The 24,879-nt window shown below is 43.5% G+C and carries 32 protein-coding genes and 1 other annotated feature; of the genes, 29 read left to right on the top strand and 3 right to left on the bottom strand.

Features of this window, described 5'->3' with window-relative positions; all coding sequences use genetic code 11:
• Nucleotides 1-47: 47 nt before the first annotated feature.
• The 18 genes from P6709_RS04270 to pheA all read left to right on the top strand — a co-directional run bounded on the left by P6709_RS04270 (nucleotide 48) and on the right by pheA (nucleotide 14,157).
• A complete protein-coding gene (locus P6709_RS04270; protein WP_278239638.1) occupies nucleotides 48-848 on the top strand; it encodes a hypothetical protein in 801 nt (266 codons plus the stop codon).
• 69 nt (nucleotides 849-917) lie between these two features.
• Entirely contained in the window at nucleotides 918-1,478 is a 561-nt protein-coding gene (locus tag P6709_RS04265; RefSeq protein WP_278239637.1) for a Maf family protein, read from the top strand.
• Between the two features lie 68 nt (nucleotides 1,479-1,546).
• On the top strand, nucleotides 1,547-2,218 hold the full coding sequence (gene radC / locus P6709_RS04260) for a RadC family protein (RefSeq protein WP_278239797.1): 672 nt from the start codon (nucleotides 1,547-1,549) through the stop codon (nucleotides 2,216-2,218).
• Between the two features lie 110 nt (nucleotides 2,219-2,328).
• Nucleotides 2,329-3,333, top strand: a complete 1,005-nt coding sequence (locus P6709_RS04255; protein ID WP_278239636.1) for a rod shape-determining protein — start codon at nucleotides 2,329-2,331, stop codon at nucleotides 3,331-3,333.
• 32 nt (nucleotides 3,334-3,365) lie between these two features.
• Nucleotides 3,366-4,253, top strand: a complete 888-nt coding sequence (gene mreC / locus P6709_RS04250; protein ID WP_278239635.1) for a rod shape-determining protein MreC — start codon at nucleotides 3,366-3,368, stop codon at nucleotides 4,251-4,253.
• Complete coding sequence (gene mreD / locus P6709_RS04245) at nucleotides 4,250-4,768, top strand: rod shape-determining protein MreD (RefSeq protein ID WP_278239634.1); 519 nt, start codon at nucleotides 4,250-4,252, stop codon at nucleotides 4,766-4,768. Before mreC ends, mreD begins: the two co-directional genes overlap by 4 nt.
• 35 nt (nucleotides 4,769-4,803) lie before the next feature.
• Nucleotides 4,804-5,487 carry a septum site-determining protein MinC gene (minC, locus tag P6709_RS04240; RefSeq protein ID WP_278239633.1) on the top strand — a complete coding sequence of 228 codons (684 nt, stop codon included), beginning with the start codon at nucleotides 4,804-4,806 and terminating at the stop codon, nucleotides 5,485-5,487.
• Between the two features lies 1 nt (nucleotide 5,488).
• Nucleotides 5,489-6,289, top strand: coding sequence for a septum site-determining protein MinD (minD, locus tag P6709_RS04235; RefSeq protein WP_278239632.1), 801 nt, complete (start codon nucleotides 5,489-5,491; stop codon nucleotides 6,287-6,289).
• A 157-nt stretch (nucleotides 6,290-6,446) separates the two neighbouring features.
• Nucleotides 6,447-7,148: a peptidoglycan DD-metalloendopeptidase family protein gene (locus P6709_RS04230; protein ID WP_278239631.1), complete on the top strand. Its 702-nt coding sequence runs from the start codon at nucleotides 6,447-6,449 to the stop codon at nucleotides 7,146-7,148.
• A gap of 58 nt (nucleotides 7,149-7,206) precedes the next feature.
• Nucleotides 7,207-7,983 carry a M50 family metallopeptidase gene (locus P6709_RS04225; protein ID WP_278239630.1) on the top strand — a complete coding sequence of 259 codons (777 nt, stop codon included), beginning with the start codon at nucleotides 7,207-7,209 and terminating at the stop codon, nucleotides 7,981-7,983.
• Nucleotides 7,984-8,068: 85 nt separating this feature from the next.
• On the top strand, nucleotides 8,069-9,502 hold the full coding sequence (locus P6709_RS04220; RefSeq protein ID WP_278239629.1) for a ribonuclease E/G: 1,434 nt from the start codon (nucleotides 8,069-8,071) through the stop codon (nucleotides 9,500-9,502).
• 75 nt (nucleotides 9,503-9,577) lie between these two features.
• Nucleotides 9,578-9,652: a sequence feature (ribosomal protein L21 leader region), on the top strand.
• Nucleotides 9,653-9,667: 15 nt separating this feature from the next.
• Nucleotides 9,668-9,976 (top strand): 50S ribosomal protein L21, encoded by a 309-nt coding sequence (rplU, locus tag P6709_RS04215; RefSeq protein ID WP_278239628.1) that lies wholly within the window; start codon nucleotides 9,668-9,670, stop codon nucleotides 9,974-9,976.
• Between the two features lie 11 nt (nucleotides 9,977-9,987).
• On the top strand, nucleotides 9,988-10,317 hold the full coding sequence (locus P6709_RS04210; protein ID WP_278239627.1) for a ribosomal-processing cysteine protease Prp: 330 nt from the start codon (nucleotides 9,988-9,990) through the stop codon (nucleotides 10,315-10,317).
• A gap of 16 nt (nucleotides 10,318-10,333) precedes the next feature.
• Nucleotides 10,334-10,624: a 50S ribosomal protein L27 gene (gene rpmA / locus P6709_RS04205; RefSeq protein WP_278239626.1), complete on the top strand. Its 291-nt coding sequence runs from the start codon at nucleotides 10,334-10,336 to the stop codon at nucleotides 10,622-10,624.
• Between the two features lie 302 nt (nucleotides 10,625-10,926).
• On the top strand, nucleotides 10,927-11,481 hold the full coding sequence (locus P6709_RS04200; RefSeq protein WP_278239625.1) for a Spo0B domain-containing protein: 555 nt from the start codon (nucleotides 10,927-10,929) through the stop codon (nucleotides 11,479-11,481).
• Between the two features lie 20 nt (nucleotides 11,482-11,501).
• Complete coding sequence (gene obgE, locus P6709_RS04195) at nucleotides 11,502-12,791, top strand: GTPase ObgE (RefSeq protein ID WP_278239624.1); 1,290 nt, start codon at nucleotides 11,502-11,504, stop codon at nucleotides 12,789-12,791.
• A gap of 14 nt (nucleotides 12,792-12,805) precedes the next feature.
• Nucleotides 12,806-13,276 (top strand): ACT domain-containing protein, encoded by a 471-nt coding sequence (locus tag P6709_RS04190; RefSeq protein ID WP_426869411.1) that lies wholly within the window; start codon nucleotides 12,806-12,808, stop codon nucleotides 13,274-13,276.
• Between the two features lie 23 nt (nucleotides 13,277-13,299).
• Nucleotides 13,300-14,157 carry a prephenate dehydratase gene (gene pheA, locus P6709_RS04185; protein WP_278239622.1) on the top strand — a complete coding sequence of 286 codons (858 nt, stop codon included), beginning with the start codon at nucleotides 13,300-13,302 and terminating at the stop codon, nucleotides 14,155-14,157.
• Nucleotides 14,158-14,228: 71 nt separating this feature from the next.
• Here the strand turns inward: pheA and P6709_RS04180 are convergent, their stop codons facing one another.
• On the bottom strand, nucleotides 14,229-14,765 hold the full coding sequence (locus tag P6709_RS04180) for a transcription repressor NadR (protein WP_278239621.1): 537 nt from the start codon (nucleotides 14,763-14,765) through the stop codon (nucleotides 14,229-14,231).
• A gap of 130 nt (nucleotides 14,766-14,895) precedes the next feature.
• Between P6709_RS04180 and safA the strand changes: the two genes are divergently transcribed.
• The 9 genes from safA to yajC all read left to right on the top strand — a co-directional run bounded on the left by safA (nucleotide 14,896) and on the right by yajC (nucleotide 21,693).
• On the top strand, nucleotides 14,896-16,122 hold the full coding sequence (safA, locus tag P6709_RS04175) for a SafA/ExsA family spore coat assembly protein (protein WP_278239620.1): 1,227 nt from the start codon (nucleotides 14,896-14,898) through the stop codon (nucleotides 16,120-16,122).
• A 138-nt stretch (nucleotides 16,123-16,260) separates the two neighbouring features.
• Nucleotides 16,261-16,770, top strand: a complete 510-nt coding sequence (locus P6709_RS04170) for a YhcN/YlaJ family sporulation lipoprotein (protein ID WP_278239619.1) — start codon at nucleotides 16,261-16,263, stop codon at nucleotides 16,768-16,770.
• A gap of 67 nt (nucleotides 16,771-16,837) precedes the next feature.
• A complete protein-coding gene (locus tag P6709_RS04165) occupies nucleotides 16,838-17,146 on the top strand; it encodes a BofC N-terminal domain-containing protein (protein ID WP_278239618.1) in 309 nt (102 codons plus the stop codon).
• 195 nt (nucleotides 17,147-17,341) lie between these two features.
• Nucleotides 17,342-17,953 carry a Holliday junction branch migration protein RuvA gene (ruvA, locus tag P6709_RS04160; protein WP_278239617.1) on the top strand — a complete coding sequence of 204 codons (612 nt, stop codon included), beginning with the start codon at nucleotides 17,342-17,344 and terminating at the stop codon, nucleotides 17,951-17,953.
• A 31-nt stretch (nucleotides 17,954-17,984) separates the two neighbouring features.
• Nucleotides 17,985-18,986 (top strand): Holliday junction branch migration DNA helicase RuvB, encoded by a 1,002-nt coding sequence (ruvB, locus tag P6709_RS04155; RefSeq protein WP_278239616.1) that lies wholly within the window; start codon nucleotides 17,985-17,987, stop codon nucleotides 18,984-18,986.
• Nucleotides 18,983-19,186, top strand: a complete 204-nt coding sequence (locus P6709_RS04150) for a DUF2905 domain-containing protein (protein WP_278239615.1) — start codon at nucleotides 18,983-18,985, stop codon at nucleotides 19,184-19,186. Before ruvB ends, P6709_RS04150 begins: the two co-directional genes overlap by 4 nt.
• A gap of 17 nt (nucleotides 19,187-19,203) precedes the next feature.
• Nucleotides 19,204-20,229, top strand: coding sequence for a tRNA preQ1(34) S-adenosylmethionine ribosyltransferase-isomerase QueA (gene queA / locus P6709_RS04145; RefSeq protein WP_278239614.1), 1,026 nt, complete (start codon nucleotides 19,204-19,206; stop codon nucleotides 20,227-20,229).
• A gap of 16 nt (nucleotides 20,230-20,245) precedes the next feature.
• Entirely contained in the window at nucleotides 20,246-21,385 is a 1,140-nt protein-coding gene (tgt, locus tag P6709_RS04140) for a tRNA guanosine(34) transglycosylase Tgt (protein ID WP_278239613.1), read from the top strand.
• Nucleotides 21,386-21,420: 35 nt separating this feature from the next.
• Entirely contained in the window at nucleotides 21,421-21,693 is a 273-nt protein-coding gene (yajC, locus tag P6709_RS04135; protein ID WP_278239612.1) for a preprotein translocase subunit YajC, read from the top strand.
• 46 nt (nucleotides 21,694-21,739) lie between these two features.
• On the opposite strand, the gene P6709_RS04130 is transcribed toward yajC, so the two are convergent.
• Nucleotides 21,740-22,123, bottom strand: coding sequence for a TIGR04086 family membrane protein (locus P6709_RS04130; RefSeq protein WP_278239611.1), 384 nt, complete (start codon nucleotides 22,121-22,123; stop codon nucleotides 21,740-21,742).
• Nucleotides 22,124-22,208: 85 nt separating this feature from the next.
• On the opposite strand from P6709_RS04130, the gene P6709_RS04125 reads away from it, so the two are divergent.
• Nucleotides 22,209-22,850 carry a DUF421 domain-containing protein gene (locus tag P6709_RS04125; RefSeq protein ID WP_278239610.1) on the top strand — a complete coding sequence of 214 codons (642 nt, stop codon included), beginning with the start codon at nucleotides 22,209-22,211 and terminating at the stop codon, nucleotides 22,848-22,850.
• Between the two features lie 2 nt (nucleotides 22,851-22,852).
• Here P6709_RS04125 and spoVB read toward each other — a convergent pair whose 3' ends face one another.
• Nucleotides 22,853-24,391, bottom strand: coding sequence for a stage V sporulation protein B (spoVB, locus tag P6709_RS04120; RefSeq protein ID WP_278239609.1), 1,539 nt, complete (start codon nucleotides 24,389-24,391; stop codon nucleotides 22,853-22,855).
• Nucleotides 24,392-24,504: 113 nt separating this feature from the next.
• On the opposite strand from spoVB, the gene P6709_RS04115 reads away from it, so the two are divergent.
• Nucleotides 24,505-24,864 carry a post-transcriptional regulator gene (locus P6709_RS04115; protein WP_278239608.1) on the top strand — a complete coding sequence of 120 codons (360 nt, stop codon included), beginning with the start codon at nucleotides 24,505-24,507 and terminating at the stop codon, nucleotides 24,862-24,864.
• Nucleotides 24,865-24,879: the final 15 nt, after the last annotated feature.

The following is a 24,879-nucleotide window of genomic DNA, read 5'->3' as shown; positions in this document are numbered from 1 at the left end:
TTGTCCGTGATAGGCTGATGAACAAACAGGACATGAGGAGGATGCATTTGGAGCCGAGCCAGCACAACCCAAAAAAAGATGAACAACCGATTGAAAATCAGCCGAGTCAAAATGCCGTAATTTATTTGCCCAAATTAACAAAGAAAAAAGTAGGGAAAGGAGTCTCTTCTTTAAAAGGTTTTATTAAAAAAGGAAGACCGATCATTTTCGCGGCAATTGTTTCAACGGTGTTTGCAACGATTGCTTTCACCGTTATTGATCCGGAACGGGTGAATCAGACTGCCCTGACTGAGCAGGCAAATCCTGTGGCTGCAGAAGCTGCGAGTGCAGGGGAGGCGGTTCAACTGCCGGAGCTGTCAATGTGGGTTGTACAAGCAGGTGTTTTCAAGGAAGCGGCATCGGCTGAAACGAATTTTCGTGCAATAACCGCTGAAATGCCTGTTATTCAAACTTCAAATGAAGAATTTATTGCTTTGTGGGTAGGTGCAGCATCCGATGAATCTTCAGCCCAAGCAATTGCAGACAAGTATCAGACAGAACAGCTTCCATTGTACGTGAAGCAGGTGTCAAGTGGAGAATCAGAGCTTCAACTCAGCGGGAAGGATGCCCAATGGGTGACATCTGCAGCTGCTATTACACAAAGTATTTTGGCTCAGGATCTCAATCAGGACGCAATTAATGAACTTATTGCTTCTCCTCCGGAAAGTGAACTTCTTCAGGATTTGTTTGCGTCCATGACCGCTCTAGGGGAAACTGCCGGCGGATCAGAGCTTGATCAGGCCCGGGCATCTTTACGTGTAGTGGAAATGGCGTGGGAATTGCCGCAAAAAAAAGAACCGGATCAATAGGAAGACAATGGGGGATATGCTACAATAAGCATATCTCCCATTTTAATTCCATGTTAAGAGGTGCCATTCATGTCCCAAATTATTTTAGCTTCATCCTCACCTAGAAGAAAAGAGCTTCTCTCCTATTTACCCTTCACATTTTCCGTTCACCCCAGTTCCTATGAAGAAACATTTTCACCAGATGAAGACCCTGAAAAAACAGTCCTCCGCCTGGCAAAAGGAAAGGCGGAGGAAGTAGCCAGCCGATTCCCGCAGTCGGTTGTGATTGGCTGCGATACGATTGTTGCGGGCGAAAAAATACTTGGAAAACCCAGGGATGAGAAAGAGGCAGTCAGCATGCTTGAAGAGCTGTCGGGAAACACTCATACCGTCTGGACGGGCGTCAGTATCGTTTCACCGCTTCGTAAAGCAGAATTCGCTGAACGGGTTGATGTAACGTTTTGGCCGCTTAGCAAAGAAGAAATTACTGCTTACGCAAAAACAACTGATCCGTATGATAAAGCAGGCGGCTATGGCATTCAAAGCGGAGGAGCTTTGTTTGTTAAGCATATAAATGGAGATTATTACACAGTTATGGGCTTGCCTGTTTCCAGACTTCATCGTGAGATCGCGGTTTTTCTGCAAAGCTGATGCGGCTTCTTTTCTTCCTGGAATCTTAAGGAGGAAACCTGTTGATTACAAAGCCTCAGACAACTTTAATGATTAGGGATTTTGCTGAAGAAGACCGCCCCAGAGAACGCCTCATCACACAAGGCCCCCAAAGTTTATCCAATCAGGAGCTCATTGCTATTTTACTCCGAACAGGAACAAGAAAAGAATCTGTCTTAAATCTTTCAAATCGTCTGTTACATCAGTTCGAGGGTTTACGTCTATTAAAAGAGGCGTCTCTTGAAGAAATCATGACAATCAGCGGAATCGGTCAGGCCAAGGCTGTCCAGGTAATGGCAGCGATTGAAATCGGCAGGCGCATTTCCAACCTGACCTTTGAAGACCGCTACGTGATTCGGTCCCCTGAAGACGGGGCGAACTTTCTAATGAACGATATGCGGTTTTTGCAGCAGGAGCATTTTGTCTGCCTTTATCTTAATACGAAAAATCAGGTGATGCATCAGCAAACCATTTTTATTGGCAGTCTTAATGCTTCCATTGTTCATCCGAGAGAGGTGTTTAAAGAAGCATTCAGGCGTTCAGCTGCCTCGATTGTTTGTGCACATAATCACCCGAGTGGAGACCCGGCGCCATCGAAGGAAGACATTGATGTAACAAGAAGATTAGTAGAGTGCGGGAAGATGATAGGCATTGAAGTGCTTGACCATTTAATCATTGGAGACAAGAAGTATGTCAGCTTAAAGGAAAAAGGGTATATGTAACTCTGTTATTTTAATGTTGGGTGATATATAATAAAAGCTATGGTTTTTGCAAGAGTGCTAGAATAAAGTCAGGCACTTTTTAGCAGTGGAATTAGAAAGGGAGATACTCCATGTTTGGATCAAAAGATATTGGAATCGATTTAGGAACAGCAAATACACTCGTTTACATAAAAGGAAAAGGTATTGTTGTGCGCGAGCCGTCCGTTGTGGCTTTACGCCAGGATACGAAAGATATTGTTGCGGTGGGAAATGAAGCGAGAAACATGATCGGAAGAACGCCGGGGAATATTGTCGCGCTTCGTCCGATGAAAGATGGCGTAATCGCCGATTTTGAAACGACATCAACCATGATGAAGTATTACATGAATCAGGCATTAAAAAACAGTGGGTTTTCTTCACGCAAGCCATATGTTATGGTCTGCGTGCCTTCAGGAATCACTTCGGTTGAACGAAGAGCCGTTATTGATGCAGCCCGGCAGGCGGGAGCTCGTGATGCGTTTCCGATTGAAGAGCCTTTCGCTGCAGCCATAGGCGCTAACCTTCCTGTATGGGAACCAACCGGCAGTATGGTTGTAGATATCGGGGGCGGGACAACAGAAGTAGCTGTTATTTCACTCGGCGGCATCGTTACTAGCGAGTCGATCCGCGTGGCAGGGGATGAGATGGATGATTCAATTATCTCCTATATAAGAAAGCAGTATAATTTAATGATTGGCGAGCGGACAGCAGAAATGATTAAAATTGAGATTGGTTCAGCTATTGTGTCAGATGAGCCAAGAGAAATGGATATCCGGGGCCGTGATTTACTGACAGGTCTTCCTAAGACGATTCAAATTGCCGAAACAGAGATTACACAGGCTTTGTCAGATACCGTGACTTCCATTATTGATTCAGTGAAGAGCACACTTGAAAAAACTCCTCCGGAGCTGTCAGCTGATATTATGGATCGTGGAATTGTACTGACAGGCGGCGGAGCATTGCTCAGAAAGCTTGATGAGATGATTACAAGGGAAACAGAAATGCCTGTGCATATTGCCGAAGAGCCTTTAGATTGTGTAGCAATCGGAACAGGAAAAGCATTGGACAATATTGATTACTTTAAAAAGCAAAAATAATCGCGTTTACTTTAATTGAGGTGTTTTAAATCATGCCCCCATTTTTTATGAACAAGCGGCTTATTGTGCTCCTGCTTAGTATTATTCTGCTGGTTGCGCTAATTGGCTTTTCTTTAGGCGAAAGAGATAAAATTTCCTGGCCGGAGCAATTTGCAAAGGACATCGTAGGTTTTGGACAGAATATTGCTTCCAAGCCAGCCGGATTCACGCAAGGCATTATCGAAAATGTACAGGACCTGACAAATACCTACTCTGAAAATCAAACGCTCAAAGCGAGATTGGAAGAATTGGTGCTTCTTCAAACTCAGGTAACCGACTTAACCCGTGACAATGAAGAACTGCGGGCAGTTGTTGAAATTGAAGAGAATTTACGGGATTTTAACGTCGTAAATGCAACAGTTATTGCAAGAAATCCTGATCAGTGGCAGGAATCTATTATTATTGATAAAGGCCAGATTAACGGAATTGAAAAAGATATGGCGGTTCAGACAGCAAGCGGAATGATCGGCAGAATAAAAGATACAAGCCAGTTTACTTCAACGGTAGAACTTTTAAGTGCCAGAAATCCTAATAACCGCGTTTCTGCTTTAATTCAGTCAGAGGAATCCAATGTATTTGGACTTGTGGAAGGCTTTGATCTTTCGCGGGATGAGCTGATGGTAAAGAAAATTCCGTTTGATCAGGAAGTTGAAGTAGGATCAAAAGTGATCACATCCGGATTGGGGGGTGTCTTCCCTAAAGACCTGCTGATCGGAGAAGTTACAGAAGTGTCCTCCGATGAATACGGACTCACCCAAACGGCTTATGTGAAACCGGCTTCTAGCCTGTATGATCTTGAGCATGTAATGGTTATTGAACGGACAGCAGCAGGACAAGATGAAATTGAAGAGGACAGCCAGGATGAGGAGGAAGAAGAATGACGCGTTTAATTCTTCCGATTCTCGGCATTGTTATTTTTTACAGTGAAAGTATTTTTGCGACATTTTCTCCCATTGAAGCGTATGGCGAAACCAGATTTCTCGTTCCGCGCTTTTTGTTCTTATTCATTCTTCTTCTTAGTGTCTACTATAAGCCAAAAACCGCTTATATTTATGGATTTACCTTCGGGCTCTTATACGATGTATTTTTCACTGGTATTATCGGTATTTATATGTTTTTATTTCCTTTATTGGTATATATAGCTTTATATATATTGAGATTCATTAATCAGAACCTTATCGTAGTTGGACTGCTCGGACTTTTCCTTATTGCACTTATGGAATGCGCCGTTTACCAGTTTAATATGCTGATCGGGGTTGCTGGTATTGACTTTAAGACGTTTCTGACACAGCGATTATATTCCACACTTCTTTTTAATTCTCTATTTTTGCTGCTGCTTGCTTATCCTTTAAAATCATGGATCGGCAATTTGCAGCATGCACATTTGGAGGACTAATAAGTAAGTGAATGCAAGGGTATTGAGGTGAAAAAATGGGTAATCGGCAAAATGTCATGATTAAAGGCACAAAAGACGGCTTCATTCTAAAACTTGATGATCGTTGCGGGTACGACCTGTTAAAAGAAGAGCTGATTGAAAAATTAGCTGTACAATACAAGGCGATGGACGATCAGCATGTAATATCTGTGAAAATTGAAGCAGGAAACCGCTTTTTAACTGAAGACCAGCAAGAGGAATTAAGAGAAATTGTAAAAAGCCAAAAAAGTCTTATTGTGGACGAGATTCAAAGCAATGTGATTACGGTGGATCTCGCTGAACAAATTATCCGTCAGCGCGAAATGTCGACAATTGCAGGAATCGTCCGCTCCGGGCAGGTAATCGATGTGGAAGGTGACTTCCTTTTGATTGGTGATGTAAACCCGGGAGGAATGATCAGAGCCGGCGGGAATATTTATATCCTTGGAACGTTAAAAGGAATTGCGCACGCGGGATGTTATGGAAATGAAGATGCTGTTATCGCAGCTTCACAAATGCTCCCGTCCCAATTAAGAATATCCAAGTATTTAAACCGCGCGCCTGATTTGGACAAAAATGATTATGATTCACATGAAATGGAATGCGCCTACATAGACGAAACAGAACAAATCGTAGTGGATCGGCTTCAGGTGTTAAGGCATATACGTCCGTCCATTACGAATTACAAAGGGGGAATGTAAAGTGGGCGATGCAATCGTTATTACCTCTGGAAAAGGCGGAGTAGGAAAAACGACCACTACCGCAAACCTTGGAACCGCTATAGCGATGCAAGGAAAAAAAGTATGTTTGATTGACACAGATATCGGCCTGCGCAATCTGGATGTGGTTCTCGGTCTTGAAAACCGAATTATCTATGATTTGGTGGATGTAATTGAAGGTCGCTGCAAAGTCCATCAGGCGCTTGTAAAAGATAAACGTTTTGATGATCTTTTATATCTGCTTCCGGCTGCTCAAACGAGTGACAAGTCAGCTGTTGATCCGGCTCAAATGAGAGAACTTGTGGATCAGTTGAAGCAGGACTATGACTACATTCTGATTGATTGTCCTGCAGGAATTGAGCAGGGTTATAAAAATGCGATTGCAGGTGCGAATAAGGCGATTGTCGTCACTACACCTGAACGTTCTGCTGTGCGTGACGCAGACCGCATTGTCGGATTGCTCGAACAGGAGGAAATTGATCCTCCTATGCTGATCATTAACCGGATCCGCAATCACTTAATGGAATCGGGCGATATGCTTGATATCGACGAAATTACTACGCATTTGTCCATTGATCTTCTTGGTATTGTAGTGGATGATGACCAGGTGATAACAGCTTCGAATAAGGGTGAGCCGATTGCAATGAACCCTGATAATAAAGCTTCTTTAGCTTACAGGAATATTGCGAGGCGGATTCTCGGTGAATCGATTCCACTAATGTCTTTAACAGAAGAGAAAAAAACGTTTTTTCAAAAGTTATTTAGTTTTATGTCTAAAAAATAATGAATGAATACGAGCGGAAAGCCATTATCATCATTTATCTTTTATAAAAGGTTTCTTAAACTGACCCTCAAGGATGCGGGGGTCAGTTTTTTCATATTTTTCTTTTCTTCGCCATATGGTTAGAGTAAAGAAACTGCTTAACAAGAGGAGTGAAAAGATGAGGCATCCATCATTGATCAAAATGCAGGCAGCTGAAAAACGAAAGGGAAGAATCGGAAAAATTACTCCGCGAAGAACTGTACCAGTGCAAAAGCAGGAGCCTTCTTCTTCTCCACAAGACCAGGCATACTGGTTTGTGAACCGTCTGCTGGTAAAGTCCATCGTGTCAGTTGTGATTGTTGCTGCTGCTCTTTGGATTCATGACCATCCCCAATCAATTCCTGACAAAGTAAAGGAACCAATTATTACATTAGCTGCTACTACTTTTTCTTTTGCTTCACTCCAGGAAAAGTGGGGAGGCTATCTTGGCTACTCAGAATCCGGGCCGCAATCAGCCGTCTACAGCTCTGAATTGTTGTATGCAGCCCCTGTTTCTTCTTTTTCTGATTCAACTATGTCCAAGCAGGGCGATCAGCTTGTGATTTCAGCAGGAAAGGGAGAAAATGTGTACGCCACAGAATCCGGTATTGTTCTTTACATAGGTGCTGTTGAAAATGAAAGGATGATGGTGATTCAGCATGCTGATGATCGAGAGACAATTTACGAAGGGATTGATCCTGCTTCATTTCGTCCATTTGATCATGTGCAGCGCGGACAAATAATCGGACAAGTTGTGGGGGGCGGGGGATTTATGTTTTCAGTTCGGGATAAGCAGGGTTTCCTGGATCCGTCTGAATTATTTTTAGAAAATGAGGAGTAATGTCAGGATCAAATTATCCATTCATCCTTTAACCTGGTCGTTGGCCGGCATTTCTTTTGTGACCGGTCAGTTTATTTCTTTTTTCCTGTTATTTCTGATTATCGTGATTCATGAATGCGGCCACGCAGCAGCTGCATGGTGTTTTCGCTGGAAGATCGTTTCCATCTCGCTTCTGCCCTTTGGAGGGAAACTGGAAGTAGAAGGCATCCTGGACCGTCCGCTTGCTGAAGAGCTTGCTGTCGTGGCTGCTGGTCCTATTCAGCATGTTTTTATCGGAGCAGCAGCATTTTGGCTTTTTCAGGACTGGACATACTACGCACTTTTTCAGCAAATTAATCTTGCTTTGCTTCTATTTAATATCCTTCCCATTTGGCCGCTTGATGGCGGAAGAATACTTTTTTTGCTTCTTGCCAAAATCACCTCCTACAAGCAGGCAGTGAAGGAAACACTCCTCCTCAGCTTACTAGGTACACTGGTCACATTCTTGACTGTATTCTTTTACCTCGGACTGACGGTTCAATGGGTGTTTGTGTTGGTTTACGTGTTGTTTAGCTGCTTTTTACAATGGAAGCACCGGCATATGCTGGAAAGACAATTCTGGCTTGAACGGCTGTCTAAGCCTGCCCCGCCTGCACATCTGCCGCGTATGATCCATCTCACCATGCAGGACCCGATCAGCCAGGTATTGCACGCACTGAAAAAAGGTCAAAGAGACATGATTATTATAAAAAATAATCAAAAAACAATCGGTCTTATTCCGGACCATTCCATTATTGAATATTATTTTAAACATGGAAATCCGTCGCGGACGCTGGCGTCGCTTCTTCAAAAATAAACCTCTTCAGTTGGTGCATATGCTGCATGCATTAATCATGCTATACTGCAATCAACAGATTAATTTGAGAGGAAGAAAAGAAGCTTTGGAAAATCATATTATCATTAATGCCAGAGAGCGCGAGAAAAGATGGCTGTTTTTACAGGGAAATAAAGCAATGAGGTACGAGATATACCCTCCTGATCAACCATCGAAGGTCGGGAATGTATACTCTGCGATTGTGCACTCTGTAAAATCTTCCCTAAACGCAGCGTTTGTTTCTTTTGACACGGGTAAAAACGGATATCTTTCTCTACAGGAAATTCCATGGGCAGCTAAAAAAGAACCCATTCACGCCGTACTGCATCAGGGTCAGAGACTAATGGTGCAGGTTCGTAAAGATGAATCCGAAACTAAAGGAGCGCTGCTGACCTGCAATATTGAATGTACAGGGAGAGGCATGGTGTATTTTCCTTATGGAGAAAATGTAACCATTTCTAAAAAAATTGAAAACGGCTCTGCCCGTCAAAAACTGGCGGCTTGGGCAGGTGCTCAACTTGATCAAAATGAAGGCTTGATTTTCCGTACGGAAGCAGAGGAAATGACCGTCGAAGACCTGGCAAAGGAAATACAGGATCTAAGAAAAACCATAAAAAAATGGGAACAAAAAATGAACACATCCAATTCTTCAGCCACAGCTGTTTTTGAACGGTCTGCCTTTAACGACAGCATTGAAAAATTGATTGGGCAGCATTCAAAAGGAACGATATGGGTTGACGATCCGGAGATGCACCATGCCATTAAGGAAACCCTTTTATCCAGCCCATCGCTGCAATGGCAATGTGAGCATTACAGAGGCGATGAAAATATTTTTCATTCAAAAGGGTTACATACTATTGACGAAAAGGTATTAAAAAAAATTGTATGGCTGAATGATGGGATTTCCATTGTTATCGAAAGCACTGAAGCTATGACCGTTGTAGATGTGAATTCAGGCAAGCTTGCCCGGTCGGGAAACAATCGTGACATGATTCGGAAAATAAATGAGCGGGCAGCTCTTGAAATCATGCACCAGCTTCAGCTTCGGGATATCAGCGGCATCGTCGCGATCGATTTTATTAACATGAATGACCAGGAAGACTTGAACTCTGTGACTAAGCTGATAGAAAAGCGGGCCGCTGCAGACTTTAAGCACGTAGAAACCATCGGATTCACGCCGCTAAGTTTATTTTTACTTACCCGCAAAAAGACCAGACCGTCAATTGACGAATTGAGAACGGTCCGCTGCCCTGTATGCAGCGGTAAAGGAAAAGTGCTCTCACCTGAATCTCTTGCTTTTCAATTGGAACGGGAACTGGTTCAGAAAAGAAGAGAAATAGATGTTGGTGTCGAAGTGGAAGCAACAAAAGAAATCATTGCTGCGTTTAATGGGAAAGAAGGTTCATTTGCAAAAGAGTTAGAGGGCTTACTGGGGTTTTCAATCGATTTTAAAGAGGTTTCTCACAGTCATCCTGCTTATTCGATTAAACGGTATTCATGATTGAGGAATACGCTGAAAATACGTTGACATGGTCTATTCTTTTGTGATAACATTCATATGTTACTGTTTGTAGCACCCGTGCTACAACCGCGCATTACAGGTTTAAGTATCTTAAAGATCACCTGTTAGATGGCGAGTCTGAGTGATTTAAGGAGGTGCAAGAGAATGTACGCAATTATTGAAACTGGCGGCAAGCAAATTAAAGTTGTTGAAGGTCAAGAAGTTTACATCGAGAAGCTAAATGCAGAAGCTGGTGTAGAAGTAACGTTTGACAAGGTTTTATTCGTAGGCGGAAGTGATGTGAAAGTTGGAAGTCCATTAGTGGATGGAGCAACGGTTACAGGTACTGTTGAAAAACAGGGTCGCGCTAAAAAGATCACTGTTTTCAAATACAAGCCAAAGAAAAACCAACATCGTAAACTGGGACATCGTCAACCATACACGAAAGTTGTGATTGGCAAAATCAACGCATAAGGCTGGATGATATGATACAAGTGATCATAGAACGCGACGGTAACCGTATAAAAGCTTTTCAGATGGATGGACATGCTGATTGGGATGAGTCGGGAAAGGACCTGGTTTGTGCCGGTGCTTCTGCTGTTTCATTCGGAGCGGTAAATGCAATTTATGCACTTACTGCCGTAGAACCAATCATTGAGCAGTCCTCTGAAGGAGGCTATTTGCGGATAGATCTTCCTTCTGATACCGAAAAGGCTGATGATGAGCGGGTTCAGCTCCTGCTTGAAGGGATGATTGTATCGCTGCAATCGATCGAACGTGAGTATGGACAATATATCAAAATAACCTTCAAATAAGTGGGAGGTGGAGTAAATGTTAAGATTAGATCTTCAATTTTTCGCATCGAAAAAAGGAGTAGGTTCTACTAAGAACGGTCGTGATTCAATCTCAAAGCGTCTAGGCGCTAAGCGTGCGGATGGACAGTTCGTTACGGGTGGTTCTATCCTTTTCCGTCAGCGTGGAACTAAGATTTATCCTGGAGCTAACGTAGGACGCGGAGGCGATGACACTCTTTTCGCTAAAGCAGACGGCGTAGTGCGCTACGAGCGTGTAGGCCGCGATAAGAAAAAAGTCAGCGTATATCCTGTAGTTCAGGAAGCGTAAGGTATAAGAAACTCTGGCCGTCTTCGGTTGGAGTTTTCTTTTTTTTCAGCTCAGCTGTCACTTCCCGCTCATCTTCTTCAATGCCTTGGACGGCGGCTTTCGTGCTGAGAGGATGAGAAAATCCTTAAAAGTTTTGTACAGTTGCCATGCCGGCAGATGGTGGTTCCTGCTGCTAAAAGGACGCTTATCACTGAAAGGATAAGAATTCTTCTAACAGCAGGAAGCGGCAACTTTTTTAGAAGTACGGGCAAGGTTTTGGTATACTTAAGTACAGGATAATTGGTGATGGTAGGGGGATGCTGATGAAGGATGCAACTCATGCTCTTGAATTACTTCAGCACAGTCGGCATGATTGGATGAACCGTTTGCAAATGATTAAGGGCAATCTGGAATTAGAAAATATTGATCGGGCAAAAGAAATTATTGAAGAAATTATCATTGAGGCAAGACAGGAAGCACAGTTGTCTTTGCTTGGAGCACCCATGCTATGTGAATGGCTGTTAACCTACAATTGGAAGCGGCGTTCTAATCTATGTTTAAAATTTGAGCTATTAAATCAGGGGAAAATTCCCCAAGAGATGGATTCTCCTATTTTTTCATGGTTAGAGAGCACAGTTGGCAAAATAGAATCAATGGTCCCTGACCGTGCAGGGAACGAATTATATTTGATTTTTCAAGTGAATGAAGGCAGTTCGTCATTTATCATTACACTCGAGTATGAAGGTGGACCATTGAACTCTCTGCCTGCTTCTGCCCTTGCTGAATCAGAAGGGCCTCAATTAAAATGGAATGACTGCTCAGAGGATTCTTTTATCGTGCAGACTTCATTCAGCTGGGCTGAAATCCAGGATCGTTAAAGAAATAAGGAGGATCACATATGTTTGTTGATCAGGTCAAGATTTATGTAAAAGGTGGAGACGGCGGGGATGGAATGGTTGCATTCCGCCGGGAAAAATATGTACCAAAAGGCGGCCCTGCTGGCGGAGACGGCGGACAGGGCGCAAATGTAGTCTTTATAGTAGAAGAAGGATTAAGAACCTTAATGGACTTTCGTTACCAGCGCCACTTTAAAGCCCCTAAAGGTGAAAACGGCATGTCAAAAAATCAGCATGGCCGCGGCGCTCAGCATATGATCGTTAAAGTTCCGCCCGGCACGGTGGTTAAAGATGAAGCCAGCGGAGAAGTCATCGCTGATTTAACAGAGCACGGCCAGCAGGCGATTATTGCGAAGGGAGGCCGGGGAGGCCGGGGGAATTCCCGTTTTGCAACACCTGCAAACCCGGCACCTGAGCTTTCTGAAAAAGGGGAACCTGGCCAGGAACGCGAAGTCATTATGGAACTTAAGCTTTTGGCAGACGTTGGACTGGTTGGATTCCCAAGTGTAGGAAAATCCACTCTTCTTTCAGTTGTGTCATCGGCTAAGCCGAAAATTGCCGAGTATCATTTTACGACAATTGCCCCGAATTTAGGCATGGTGGAAACAGAGGATGGCAGAAGCTTTGTCATGGCCGACCTTCCAGGTTTGATTGAAGGAGCGCATACAGGAGTCGGACTCGGACATCAATTTCTCCGTCATATTGAGCGGACGCGCGTAATTGTTCATGTGGTGGATATGTCCGCACTTGAAGGACGCGATCCGTATGAGGACTACGTAACGATTAATAATGAACTAAAGGAATATAATCTTCGTTTAACAGAGCGTCCCCAAGTGGTTGTCGCCAATAAAATGGATATGCCGGAATCTGAAGAAAACCTGAAGATCTTCAAGGAAAAAGTGGGGCCGGATGTAAAAGTGTTTCCGATTTCCGCTATTTCCAGACAGGGATTAAAGGATTTAACATACACAGTGGCAGATCTAATTGAACAAACACCTGAATTCCCGCTGCAAGAGGCAGAGGTGGATGAGACTATTAATCGCGTTTTATATAAACACGACGGGGTTCAGGAAGAGTTTAAAATTTCACGGGATCCTGACGGCAGTTTTGTCATTACAGGTGATTCGATTGAACGTCTATTTAAAATGACTGATTTCAGCCGTGAAGAATCAATCCGCCGTTTTGCCCGCCAGCTTCGTGCAATGGGAATCGATGATGCACTGCGCGACCGCGGAGCTGAGAATGGGGATACAGTTAAGATTGTTGAGTTTGAATTTGATTTTGTAGATTAATAACTGACACATATATGGGAGTGAAGACGGTGACAAAAAAAGTCCTGGATGAAAAGTTTTACCTCGTCAGGGAAGATATTCTTCCTGAAGCCATGAAAAAAACGCTCGATGCAAAAGAACTGCTTGAGCGCGGGAAAGCCGATTCAGTTTGGGAAGCGGTGAGACAAGTCGATCTTAGTCGAAGTGCTTTTTATAAATATCGTGATACGGTTTTTCCTTTTCATACAGTGGTAAAGGAGCAAATCATCACGCTCTTCTTTCATTTAGAGGATCGATCAGGCACCTTGTCGGAACTCCTGGGTGTTGTGGCTACCTGTCAGTGTAATATTTTAACGATTCATCAGACGATTCCGCTGCAGGGAAGAGCAAATGTGACGTTATCACTAAATGTTACAGATATGGCGGTTTCTTTAGATGAAATGATGTCGAGGTTGAAGCGGCTTGAGTTTGTAGAAAAAGTAGAAGTGCTTGGGTCAGGTGCTTAAGCATCCTTAAAAGAGGTGATCAGATGAAAGTTGCATATTTAGGACCTGAAGCTTCTTTTACGCACCACGCAGTAAAAAAAGCATTTGCAGAGGCCGAACTTGCGTCCTACGACACAATCCCTGATTGTCTGGAAGCCCTGACTGCTTCTAAGGCTGACAGAGCAGTTGTCCCGCTGGAAAATGCGCTGGAGGGATCTGTCCCAATTACAGTGGATTATCTTTACCATGATGTGGACGTTCATATTACAGCAGAATTGGTTTCTCCTATTGAACAGCATTTAATGGTGCATCCGTTAAATCAATCCAGGTGGGAGAGCGTCAGTAAAATAATGTCTCATTCCCACGCACTTGCACAGTGCCATAAGTATCTTTATTACCGATTTAGAGGCAGGACGCTCGAGCCCTCCACCTCAACCGCAGCGGCCGCACGCTACGTCAGTGAATATCCGGATGAGAATGTGGGTGCGATTGGGAATGCGCTTGCTGCGCGTACATACGGGCTAACAATTGTAGAAGAAAACATACATGATTTTCACTTTAATCATACTCGTTTTGTTGTGCTTTCAAGGCAGCCATCAGCAGACAGCCTTCCGCTTGAAGGTGGTTCTCAAAAATCAACACTTATGGTGACGCTGCCTTCTGATGACAGACCAGGGAAACTGCATCAGGTACTTTCCGCTTTTTCCTGGCGTCATTTAAACCTAAGCAAAATAGAATCCCGGCCGCTTAAGACGGGACTGGGCAATTATTTTTTTATCATTGATGTAGAACAGGCAATGGAAGGAGTATTGATGAAAGGCGCTATTGATGAACTTGAAGCACTTGGCTGCACAGTTAAAGTGCTTGGAAGCTATCAAAAATACTCCATTCCCCCTAATTAAACAGCTCGTAAAAGCACAAAAGCCGCCGAATTCCTTAGTGCAGGAGATACGGCGGCTTTTTGTGCTGCTTATTAATCTTTTACCAGGATTCCTGCTTCATCCAGCGCGTCTTCAACTTTCTGGAGCACGGCTTCAGACTCTCCTTCAATTTCATGCAAATGAATCCCGTCGGTCAGCTGGGATAAAAAAGAGGCATCTGTAGCATTAATTTTCTCCATAAAATTCTTCACATCTGTCACAGTATGAAGCATCATGGAAGCTGTCAAATCTCCATACACCGGATGCTCGATTGAAACATTCCGAATGGATGCACCACCCTCAACAATCATCAGCATTTCTTTTTCCGACTGCTCAGGAGTATGTCTGCAGACGATGGTTTTTGTAATTTTTGCGGTCTGCGGCTGAGGCATATAAAGGTAGCCCTGACTGGTCGCAAGGATCGGCTCCTGCTTCGCTTTTAATAACGTAATATCGCTGACAATCACTTGTCTGCTGACATTCATTCCTGAAGCAAGCTCTCCTCCTGTTATAGGGGATTGAGTGTTCTTTAATGTATCTAAAATCTTTTGTCTGCGAATATCCCCGTTAATTTTTCTGTCCCTTGGCATTTCTTCAACCTCTTTCACGATATTATTTGTCGTTATTGTATCATAAGCTTCCTTTTGTTAGATAAAAAAAGTGGCAAATATCCGCGTTAATCATAGGATATAAAGAATGATCCATAAAGGAGGGAATAGTGTGAAGATCCATGTTGTTCAAAAAGGAGATACATTATGGAATATCGCCAAAAAATATAATGTTTCTTTTGAAGAATTAAAAGCAGCGAACACGCAGCTTTCTAATCCGGATATGATAATGCCAGGCATGAAAATCAAAGTGCCATCGAACAGTAAAGCCATGAAAGAAGTAGTGGTAAAAGAAACGGTAGTAAAAGAATCGGTGGTTGAGCATCCTTATGTAGAACAGAAACCTAAAATGCAGTTTCAGCCAATGCCGATGCCCATCCCGCAGCAAAAGCCAATTATGATGCAGCCGGAGATTGATATTCATCAAACATACAACCTGCAGCTGCACCAATCTCAGCCGCAGTTCCATCAGCAGCCGATACAAATGCCGATGCCTCATATGCCTTTACCGGAGCTTCCAAAAGCCCCTTCACCAAAAAAAGAAGTGAAAAAAGAAGTGAAAAAAGAAATGAAAAAAGACATGAAAGAAAAGCCTGCCGTACAGGGAGTACAGCAAGGGATGCCGCAAATGCCGGAAGATTGTCAGCCTGTAACGCCGATTATGCCGGGGGATGGATTTGACTATCCGTTTCCACATCCGATGGGAATGCCGCAAGTTCAAGGTGCCCAGATGATGCCGCATCCACATCACGAAATGCATAGTGATCACGGAATGATGCAGTCTCCTCAGGTACTGGGGACGCAAATGATGCAGCATCCACATGATTGCATGGAAATGCCTCAATGGAATCCTCAGCAGACTGCAGGAGCGGGTCAGCATATGAAAAAGCCATGCGGCTGCGGAAATCAAATGCATCATCCACACCACATGCACCAGATGAACCCATGGGGGCAGCAGATGCCATATGGCAATCACCCTCAAATGGGAGGCTATGGACCAGGAATGAATCAGCCGTTTATGGGAATGGGAAATATGCCTCCGATGGGTCAGCCTGAACAGAATGGGGTACAAGGCATGATGAACGGTCAAGGCATGGATCCCGGTATGATGCCTGGCATGATGATGAACGGCCAGGGAATGAATCCTGGCATGATGAATGGTCAGGGAATGGATCCTGGAATGATGATGAACGGTCAGGGGATGAATCCGGGGATGATGAATCAAGGTCCTGGTATGATGAACAGCCAGGGGTTTGAGCCTTACGGTATGCCGGGAATGAATCCTGGTATGATGCAGCCTATGCCACGTTTTTATGAAGAGCAAGATGAAGGAAAGTAATATAGATTTTCCATTCAAGAAGACGATCCCTTCGTCTTCTTTTTACATACAATAAACGGCATTAATTGGACAGAAGCAAAAGGAATGAAGCTCGTCTTTTTGTCAAAAGCTATCCATAAACAAATGGAGGGCAATTAAATGAAAAAATATGCAGGACTATTGTTTTTCATGTTTATTATGTCAGGGTGTTATTCAGATTATCAAGGAGCAGATCCTCATCAGGAACCTGCTGTACTCTCGAGAGAAAATGACCGGTTTGACCAGAATGAAGACCGGGACATTAAGGAACTGGATGGTTTATGGGTGCAGAATTCAGGAGCAAGGGAACAGATGCATCAGGGAGAGTTTTCAGATCAGCTGACCAAGCTTGTGGAAAAAATAGAGGGTGTGGAGTATGTGAAAGTGATCGTTCATGAAAAGGAAATAGCGGCCGCAGTCACCCACTCAAATGATAAAGATGTTGAAACGCAAGTATATAACGTGGTGAGAGATCATGCAGGAGATGACTATGAGATTTATGTGTCACAGGATAAAGCCGCGTACCGGGCTGCACAAGGAGTGGATCGGGGTCTGCGTATAGGCTACGATGAAAAGTGGGAACATGAAAACATGGAAATACTAAAGGAGTTAATGACAAAAATGTCTTAACGACGCTGTCTTTTTATGTATAAACAAATGAGTTCATAGGGACACTACCTTTATGGAGGTGTTCGAATTGATAAAACCTGTATCAAAAGTACTTCTTGCAGCTTTTGCAGTATTATTACTAAATGGTTTTACTTACCACTCTGTATTTGCAGAAGAAGTACACACCATTTCCGTAACGCTTGAAACCATTTATGAAGATGGAGACAAGCAAGTGGAGACACGTACGGAGGAAGTGATGGCGATGGAGGACTTCTGGGCTAAATATTCAGCCTGGCAGCTTGTCACCATGTCAAAAGAAGAAGTGGTATTCCGTTCACAAGTAGAGGAATTATCTCCTTTAGCCATTTACAGTGGCTATAGCACTGTCTCACCATAAAACAGCCGACAGATGATGCCGGCTGTTTTTTTGTTTGATTCAAAATAACTCCCTGAATTTTTTATTGCTGAAGAAAAACAAAAGGTCTGTTAAGATAAGAACAGACGTTTTGTTTATCTGTCACAAATTCATAAAATTATCTATTGATAAAACTATGATACAATGAAGAATGGACTTGAAGGGACGATTATAAAAATGTACGAATACATAAAGGGTGAAATTGCATCTATCAGTACAGAATATATTGTACTGGATCATCAGGGGATTGGTTATCAGCTTTTCATGCCAAATCCATTTGTTATGTCGCAAAAACAAGGACAGCCTGCTCAAATATACATATATCAGCATGTTCGTGAGGATCAAATTTCATTATTTGGTTTTCCTTCAATGGAAGAGAAGCTGCTGTTCATGAAATTACTCAATGTTTCGGGCATTGGACCAAAAGGAGCTTTGGCTATTTTGGCTTCCGGGGCGCCTGAGCAGGTTATCGAGGCAATTGAAAATGAAAACGAAACATTCTTGACGAAGTTTCCAGGTGTAGGAAAAAAAACAGCCCGACAAATGATTCTGGATTTAAAAGGCAAGCTTCAGGATGTTGTGCCTGACTATTTTCCAAACCTTTTTGCAGATCCTGAACGAAATGTCTTCACAGATAAAAAAGAACTGGAAGAAGCGCTTTTAGCTTTAAAAGCACTTGGCTACTCAGAGCGCGAAGTAAAGAAATTGGAACCAGCGCTGCGTAAAGAATCATTAACGACCGACGAATACATTAAAAAAGGATTGCAGCTGATGCTTAAGCTGTCGTAAAGAAAAGAAAAAGGGGAGGGGGGACCTAAGAATGGAAGACCGGATATTATCAAGCGAAGCAGAAAATACCGAAGAACAATCGTTTGAACAAACGCTGCGGCCGCAGCTTCTGGAAACGTATATTGGACAGGACCGTGTGAAAAGCAACCTTGAGATTTTTATTCAGGCAGCCAGAAACAGGGAAGAAACGCTTGACCATGTTCTCCTATATGGTCCTCCGGGTCTGGGGAAAACCACCTTGGCATCTGTCATTGCAAACGAAATGGGCGTGAATATGCGTACAACCGCCGGACCGGCGATAGAGCGCCCGGGAGATCTTGCCGCTATCTTGTCCTCATTGGAGCCTGGCGATGTGCTGTTCATTGATGAGATTCACCGTCTGCCAAGGGCGATTGAGGAAGTCCTTTATCCAGCGATGGAAGATTTCTGTCTTGATATTGTAATCGGCACCGGACCCAGCGCCCGTTCCGTCAGGCTTGATCTGCCGCCGTTCACTCTAGTTGGCGCCACGACAAGAGCCGGGGCTATATCAGCTCCGCTGCGGGATCGATTTGGTGTGTTAAGCAGGCTTGAGTATTATGAAGAAAAAGATTTAATAACCATTGTTGAGAGAACATCCAGCATCTTTAATACCGAGATCGATCGCGAGGGCGCTCTTGAAATTGCAAGAAGATCCCGTGGAACCCCTCGAATTGCAAACCGCTTATTAAAAAGAGTGCGGGATTATGCCCAGGTTAGAGCGGAGGGGGCGATCACCTTTTCTATCGCTCAGGAATCACTTGAACTTCTTCAGGTAGATCAGCTGGGACTCGATCATATCGATCATAAACTTCTGCGGGCGATTATCGAGCGCTTTAAAGGAGGCCCGGTAGGTCTTGACACCATAGCCGCAAGCATTGGGGAAGAGTCAGCGACAATTGAAGATGTTTATGAACCCTACCTGCTTCAGATCGGATTTCTGCAGCGTACCCCAAGAGGGAGAATGGTTACAGACAGTGTCTACCATTATTTTAATATGGAGCTGCCAAAATGACGCTTCCTAAAACCATCATGCTGATTGGTGCAGTCCTTCTTGTCGCAGGATTTATAATGCAATTTATTAAGCTTGGCAAACTGCCGGGTGATATTGTTATAAAACGTGAAAACATGACTGTTTATTTTCCGATTGTTACATCGATTGTGATCAGTGTGATTTTAACAGGAATTTTCTTTCTTATCGGTCGATTTCGCTAAAGTTAGGAGAAAAGATATTGGATATACATGATTTTGATTTTCATTTGCCTGAAGAATTAATTGCCCAGGTACCTCTGCAGGACCGTACATCGAGCCGCTTAATGGTGCTTGATAAAAAGACGGGCAGTATTTCACATGAATCGTTTCGCTCTATTGAAAACTACCTTCAAAAAGGGGATTGTCTTGTATTAAATGACACCAAAGTCCTGCCGGCCCGTTTGATTGGTGAAAAGGAAAACACGGGTGCAGCGATTGAACTTCTCTTGTTGAAGCAGATGGACGGCGACCAGTGGGAGACGCTTGCCAAGCCTGCTAAAAGGCTGAAGGTGGGCACGACTGTCGTTTTTGGCAATGGCCAGCTAAAAGCGGTCTGCACGGCCATTGGTGAGCAAGGTTCAAGAATAATGGAGTTTACGTATGAGGGGATTTTTTATGAGCTGCTTGATCAGCTGGGCGATATGCCGCTTCCTCCGTATATTAAAGAAAAACTGAATGACCGGGATCGCTACCAGACGGTTTTTGCCAAAGAAAGAGGTTCGGCTGCAGCTCCTACTGCAGGACTGCATTTTACTGATGAACTTCTTGAGACATTGAAGCGCAAAGGCGTAAACATTGCTTTTATTACACTTCATGTAGGACTTGGCACCTTCCGGCCGGTTTCTGTGGATTCAATCGAAGAACATGATATGCACAGTGAATATTATCAGCTTAGTGAAGAAACGGCTCAGACATTAAATGCAGTGCGCAGCTCCGGCGGAAAAATTGTAACAGTTGGTACGACCTCGACGAGAACGCTCGAAACGATTGCCGATTCTACTGGATTGTTTCAAGCATCCAGCGGATGGACAAATATCTTTATTTATCCAGGGTATACATTTAAAGCAGTGGATGCTCTTCTGACGAATTTCCATCTGCCGAAATCAACGCTGATCATGCTTGTCAGTGCTCTGGCCGGACAGGATCAAACGCTCGCGGCGTATGAGGAAGCAGTTAAAGAAAAATATCGCTTCTTCAGTTTTGGCGATGCCATGTTAATTAAATAGAGAGGAAGTAAATAAATTGACTGCTATACGTTATGAACATATTAAAACATGCAAGCAAACTGGAGCGAGGCTCGGCATCGTGCATACCCCGCACGGCTCCTTTGAAACACCGGCCTTTATGCCTGTAGGAACGATGGCAACTGTGAAAACGATGTCTCCTGAGGATTTAACAGAGCTTGGCGCCGGTATTATTTTAAGCAACACCTACCACCTCTGGCTTCGCCCTGGCCACGACATAATTAAGGAAGCTGGCGGACTGCACAAGTTTATGAACTGGAATAAACCGATTCTAACGGATTCCGGCGGCTTTCAGGTATTTTCTTTAAGCAAGTTTCGCGACATAAAAGAAGAAGGTGTCCATTTCCGAAATCATATAAATGGTGACAAATTGTTCTTAAGTCCTGAAAAAGCAATGGAAATTCAAAATGCACTGGGTTCTGATATTATGATGGCCTTTGATGAATGCCCTCCTTATCCTGCTGAAGAAAAATATATGAAGGATTCGGTGGACCGGACGACGAGATGGGCAGAACGCTGTCTTGAAGCACATTCGCGCCCGCAGGATCAGGGTCTTTTCGGCATTATACAAGGCGGAGAATATGAAGCGCTGCGAAAGCAAAGTGCAAAGGATCTTGTTTCAATGGATTTTCCCGGATATGCAGTTGGTGGATTATCAGTAGGAGAGCCGAAGGATGTCATGAACAGAGTGCTTGAGTTTACGACTCCATGGATGCCGGAAAATAAACCGCGCTACTTAATGGGAGTAGGATCACCGGATTCCCTGATTGATGGAGCCATGAGAGGCATTGATATGTTTGACTGTGTGCTGCCAACAAGAATTGCCCGCAATGGCACACTTATGACCAGTGAAGGCAGACTTGTCGTGAAAAATGCGAAATATGCCCGTGATTTTGGACCGATTGATCCAAATTGTGATTGCCATGTCTGCAAAAACTACAGCCGCGCCTATATCAGGCATTTGATTAAATGTGAAGAAACGTTCGGAATTAGACTTACTACTTATCATAACCTGCATTTTCTGATAAACTTAATGGGGCAAGTTCGCCAGGCGATTAAAGAAGACCGACTGGGAGATTTCCGGGAAGAGTTTTTTGAACAATACGGTTTCAATAAGCCGAACGCAAAAAACTTTTAATAGATTGAACGGCAGGAAGGAGGAGTTAAAGCAATATGGAAACGTTAATTACTTTAGTACCACTTATTTTAATGTTTGCCTTGATGTATCTTTTTTTGATTCGCCCGCAGCAAAAGCGACAGAAAAAGGTAGTTGAAATGCAAAGCAGCCTTGCAAAAGGTGATAAAGTTGTGACAATTGGTGGCCTTCACGGCATTATTGATGCACTTGACGAAGGACAGGTTATCTTAAAGTGCGGCGATGGCAGCCGTCTGACCTACGACCGAAATGCAGTGCGTGAGGTTCTAGATAAGCAAACGGGAATGTAATCCCATACAAAAAAAGCTGGCGAGTGAAAACTCGTCAGCTTTTTTATTAGGCTTTTTCTCCTTTTCCTCCAAAAAGATTCACTCCTGCAATTCCCCCCACAAGCGAGATAAACAAAGTTAGTGAAGCATGCAGAATGGAGTCAGTCCAGACAGCCCCTTCAGCGGATAATAGAAACGAAAGTGCGGCCATGATTATGCCAATGATTCCTCCAACAAAGAGCCCTTTTACTTTTGAGACAGCGCCGCCAACGATGGAGCCTGTTAACACTACTGCAAACATGGACCCGTTCAGCCATTTCTCCATCTCAAGTTCTTTCAATGGAGTTAACGCGAGTAAAGTAGCCATAATGATTGAAATGGCGAGAACAGCAATGGCAATGACGATTACCCCATACGTAATTCCTTTTCCGATTTTCAGCCATGCAGACATATCCATCCTCCTGTTCTTTTGTGTAAGGATCTGCTAAGCAGGTCATACTAAATGATAAAAAGCTGTGATTAAGAGGGTGTGGCCATTGGCGGAGGAATATATTTTGGTTGGGATCAGAACCATTATTTTATATGGCCTTGTCCTGCTTATTTTTCGATTAATGGGCAAGCGTGAAGTGGGTGAACTGAGCCTATTGGATCTTATTGTCTTTATGATGATTGGTGAAGTAGCTGTTTTTGCAATTGAAGATCCTTATGTCAATATGTTTAAAGCTGTTTTTCCCATGCTATTGCTTATGTCTCTTCAAGTACTGCTTTCCTGGTTCTCTTTAAGAAACAAGTCGTTTAGGGACTTAGTGGACGGCAAACCCTCTGTCTTAATTCGTAACGGACAGTTAATGAAAGATGAAATGCGCAGAAACCGGTACAATATTGATGACTTAATGCAGCAGCTGCGTGAAAAAGAAATTTTTAATCTGCATGATGTGGAATTTGCCATTCTTGAACCATCGGGGATTCTCACTGTTTTAAGAAGAGGAAGAAGAGAAGGTGAATTATCCCTTCCTCTTGTCATGGACGGCATCATACAGAGAGATCATTTATCCAAAATACACAGGGATGAACAGTGGCTTAGAGCTGAGCTGAAAAAAGAAGGATATGATCAATTGGATAAAATATTCTTTTGTTCGTTTGAGGATGGAAGATGGTATGTCAGCACGGGAGAATAAATTTATCCTTTTTTTCTCCAGCTTGAGAAAAATGACCAATCCTCTTGTTTGATTACATTTAAGAAACGCCCCAGAACGAGATAGATTCCAATCAGGATCACCATCGTGATAAGGGGATGCATAAAATAAGCAGGAAGAAGGGAAGAAAATATTTTTTTCTCAAGTACATACATGCATAGCATCAATAATGCGACCGCTCCATATTGTGCGTAGGGGATTTTGATCGGTACGAGCTTTCTCATTGTGAAAAAATGAAGCAGGGTCACCATAACCAGACCCACCATAATACCAATAGCTGCACCTGTAATCCCCATCCCTGGCTGAAGCATCAAAGCAGCCATCACTACAAGCTTTACTACAGCACCAATCAGGCTGTTCATCATGGCCGCACCAGCCGCATCATATGCCTGAAGAACGGCATGAAGCGGGCCCTGGTAGTAATAAAATATAAACAGCACAGCCATAAAGTGCAGCAGGTTGGCACCATTAGTGGAATGATAAAGCGCCTCAAGAAGGTATGTCCCATGTGTCAGCAGGAGGATAGAAAAAAGTCCGCCTGTTACAAGCGATATCCTCAATGCCTGCTGAATCCGGTGCTCGACGGTTATAAACTGATTTTTTGCTTTCGCTTCACTTATTGCAGGAACAAGAGCCGTGCTGAGTGAAACGGTAATAAAAGAAGGCAGCAGGAGCAGTGGCAGTACAAAACCGGTAAGCATACCGTATTCCTTTGTAGCAAAAGCAGCCGTGAAGCCAACCATTGTCAGACATTGCATCACAAGAATCGGCTCTAAAAACCAGGCGATCGATCCAATCATACGGCTGCCAGTGGAAGGAAGGGCAATGCTGAGAAGCTGCTTTGCAATGGTTTTGCGGGGAGGCTGACTCCCGTTTACAGCTTGAATGCGTATTTTTCTTCTGGAGTAAATAAAGTGAAGGTACAAATAACCAAGTGATAATAATTCCCCTCCGATAGAGGCAAGCATGGCACCGGCGGCGGCATATTCAATGCCCATTGGCAGAAGCATTCCAACGAGTATGTAAAGCAGGACCAGCCGGATAAGCTGCTCAATAATAGACCCGACTGCCGTAACACCCATCTGCTGTTTCCCCTGAAAGTACCCTCTTAGTACAGCTGAAAATGCAGCAATTGGCACGATGGGAAGAATGGCAACGAACGGCCAAAAGGTTCTGTCATCTGCAAATAATGTTTCTGTTAAAAATGGGGCAAGTAAAAACATCACTGGAGTGAAGGTTAAAGCAAGTGTACCCGTGATTAAGAGAGAAACGGTCAGGATTCGCTGGACAACCTGCTCTTCTCTTTTTGCCGTTGCTTCAGATACATACTTTGCGATTGCAACAGGAAGACCGAGCTGCGTAATTGTAATAACAAGCATTAATGTGGGAAACGTCATCATATAAAGCCCGACGCCCTCTTCGCCAACCATTCTTGCAAGCACCATACGATGGATGAACCCCAATACTTTCGTCAGCATAGCTGCAAAAATAAGAATCAGAGTTCCTCTTATAAATGTAGACAATTGGCAATCCACCTTCTCAAAGAGAACTTTTTTCGGTACAATTAACCATATGCTCGGAATAGGACAGCCTATGACGAAAATATAAAGATAGGCCAATTTATAGGGGGAGAAAAATGTATAAACATACTTCATTTGAAGAAGTGGTGGTTCAATTAGGACCTGCACTAAGCAGTAAAAGGGAAGAACTTCATCTTTATGGTTACGATTCTGTGACAGAACAAGCCCTATGGCAGTACCTGGTGCAGAAAAAATGGAAGAAGTGTAATGATGAAATTCCCTTGTATGCAGTGGTAAATGACATTCTTACCATAAAGGCGGGAGATTATATGAACTGGACAACGCGCAATGAATACAAGGCTTCTTCACAAAGTGTGGAGTTAAATGAAGAGGAGCTCCATCTGCTGCTGCACGGTGAACAGGAGATAAACAACAATGGTCATCAGTCATCAGCACATGAATCTGAAAGCCATTGACACCCTATAATAAGT

Source organism: Jeotgalibacillus sp. ET6, assembly GCF_029667115.1.
Classification (GTDB): domain Bacteria; phylum Bacillota; class Bacilli; order Bacillales; family Jeotgalibacillaceae; genus Jeotgalibacillus.
The sequence above is the reverse complement of the archived record's forward strand: the minus strand, read 5'-3'. Positions and strand labels throughout refer to the sequence as shown.

Excerpts from the sequence above, each read along its gene's own strand:
- P6709_RS04255 (WP_278239636.1), top strand. The coding sequence starts at position 2,329 with ATGTTTGGATCAAAAGATATTGGAATCGATTTAGGAACAGCAAATACA.
- P6709_RS04130 (WP_278239611.1), bottom strand. The coding sequence starts at position 22,123 with ATGTCTGCATGGCTGAAAATCGGAAAAGGAATTACGTATGGGGTAATC.
- P6709_RS04170 (WP_278239619.1), top strand. The coding sequence starts at position 16,261 with ATGAAAAAATATGCAGGACTATTGTTTTTCATGTTTATTATGTCAGGG.
- P6709_RS04190 (WP_426869411.1), top strand. The coding sequence starts at position 12,806 with ATGGGAGTGAAGACGGTGACAAAAAAAGTCCTGGATGAAAAGTTTTAC.
- rpmA (WP_278239626.1), top strand. The coding sequence starts at position 10,334 with ATGTTAAGATTAGATCTTCAATTTTTCGCATCGAAAAAAGGAGTAGGT.
- P6709_RS04115 (WP_278239608.1), top strand. The coding sequence starts at position 24,505 with ATGTATAAACATACTTCATTTGAAGAAGTGGTGGTTCAATTAGGACCT.
- P6709_RS04180 (WP_278239621.1), bottom strand. The coding sequence starts at position 14,765 with ATGCCAAGGGACAGAAAAATTAACGGGGATATTCGCAGACAAAAGATT.
- ruvA (WP_278239617.1), top strand. The coding sequence starts at position 17,342 with ATGTACGAATACATAAAGGGTGAAATTGCATCTATCAGTACAGAATAT.
- yajC (WP_278239612.1), top strand. The coding sequence starts at position 21,421 with ATGGAAACGTTAATTACTTTAGTACCACTTATTTTAATGTTTGCCTTG.
- P6709_RS04230 (WP_278239631.1), top strand. The coding sequence starts at position 6,447 with ATGAGGCATCCATCATTGATCAAAATGCAGGCAGCTGAAAAACGAAAG.
- minC (WP_278239633.1), top strand. The coding sequence starts at position 4,804 with ATGGGTAATCGGCAAAATGTCATGATTAAAGGCACAAAAGACGGCTTC.
- rplU (WP_278239628.1), top strand. The coding sequence starts at position 9,668 with ATGTACGCAATTATTGAAACTGGCGGCAAGCAAATTAAAGTTGTTGAA.
- P6709_RS04265 (WP_278239637.1), top strand. The coding sequence starts at position 918 with ATGTCCCAAATTATTTTAGCTTCATCCTCACCTAGAAGAAAAGAGCTT.
- radC (WP_278239797.1), top strand. The coding sequence starts at position 1,547 with ATGATTAGGGATTTTGCTGAAGAAGACCGCCCCAGAGAACGCCTCATC.
- mreD (WP_278239634.1), top strand. The coding sequence starts at position 4,250 with ATGACGCGTTTAATTCTTCCGATTCTCGGCATTGTTATTTTTTACAGT.
- pheA (WP_278239622.1), top strand. The coding sequence starts at position 13,300 with ATGAAAGTTGCATATTTAGGACCTGAAGCTTCTTTTACGCACCACGCA.
- mreC (WP_278239635.1), top strand. The coding sequence starts at position 3,366 with ATGCCCCCATTTTTTATGAACAAGCGGCTTATTGTGCTCCTGCTTAGT.
- obgE (WP_278239624.1), top strand. The coding sequence starts at position 11,502 with ATGTTTGTTGATCAGGTCAAGATTTATGTAAAAGGTGGAGACGGCGGG.
- ruvB (WP_278239616.1), top strand. The coding sequence starts at position 17,985 with ATGGAAGACCGGATATTATCAAGCGAAGCAGAAAATACCGAAGAACAA.
- P6709_RS04200 (WP_278239625.1), top strand. The coding sequence starts at position 10,927 with ATGAAGGATGCAACTCATGCTCTTGAATTACTTCAGCACAGTCGGCAT.
- P6709_RS04210 (WP_278239627.1), top strand. The coding sequence starts at position 9,988 with ATGATACAAGTGATCATAGAACGCGACGGTAACCGTATAAAAGCTTTT.
- P6709_RS04150 (WP_278239615.1), top strand. The coding sequence starts at position 18,983 with ATGACGCTTCCTAAAACCATCATGCTGATTGGTGCAGTCCTTCTTGTC.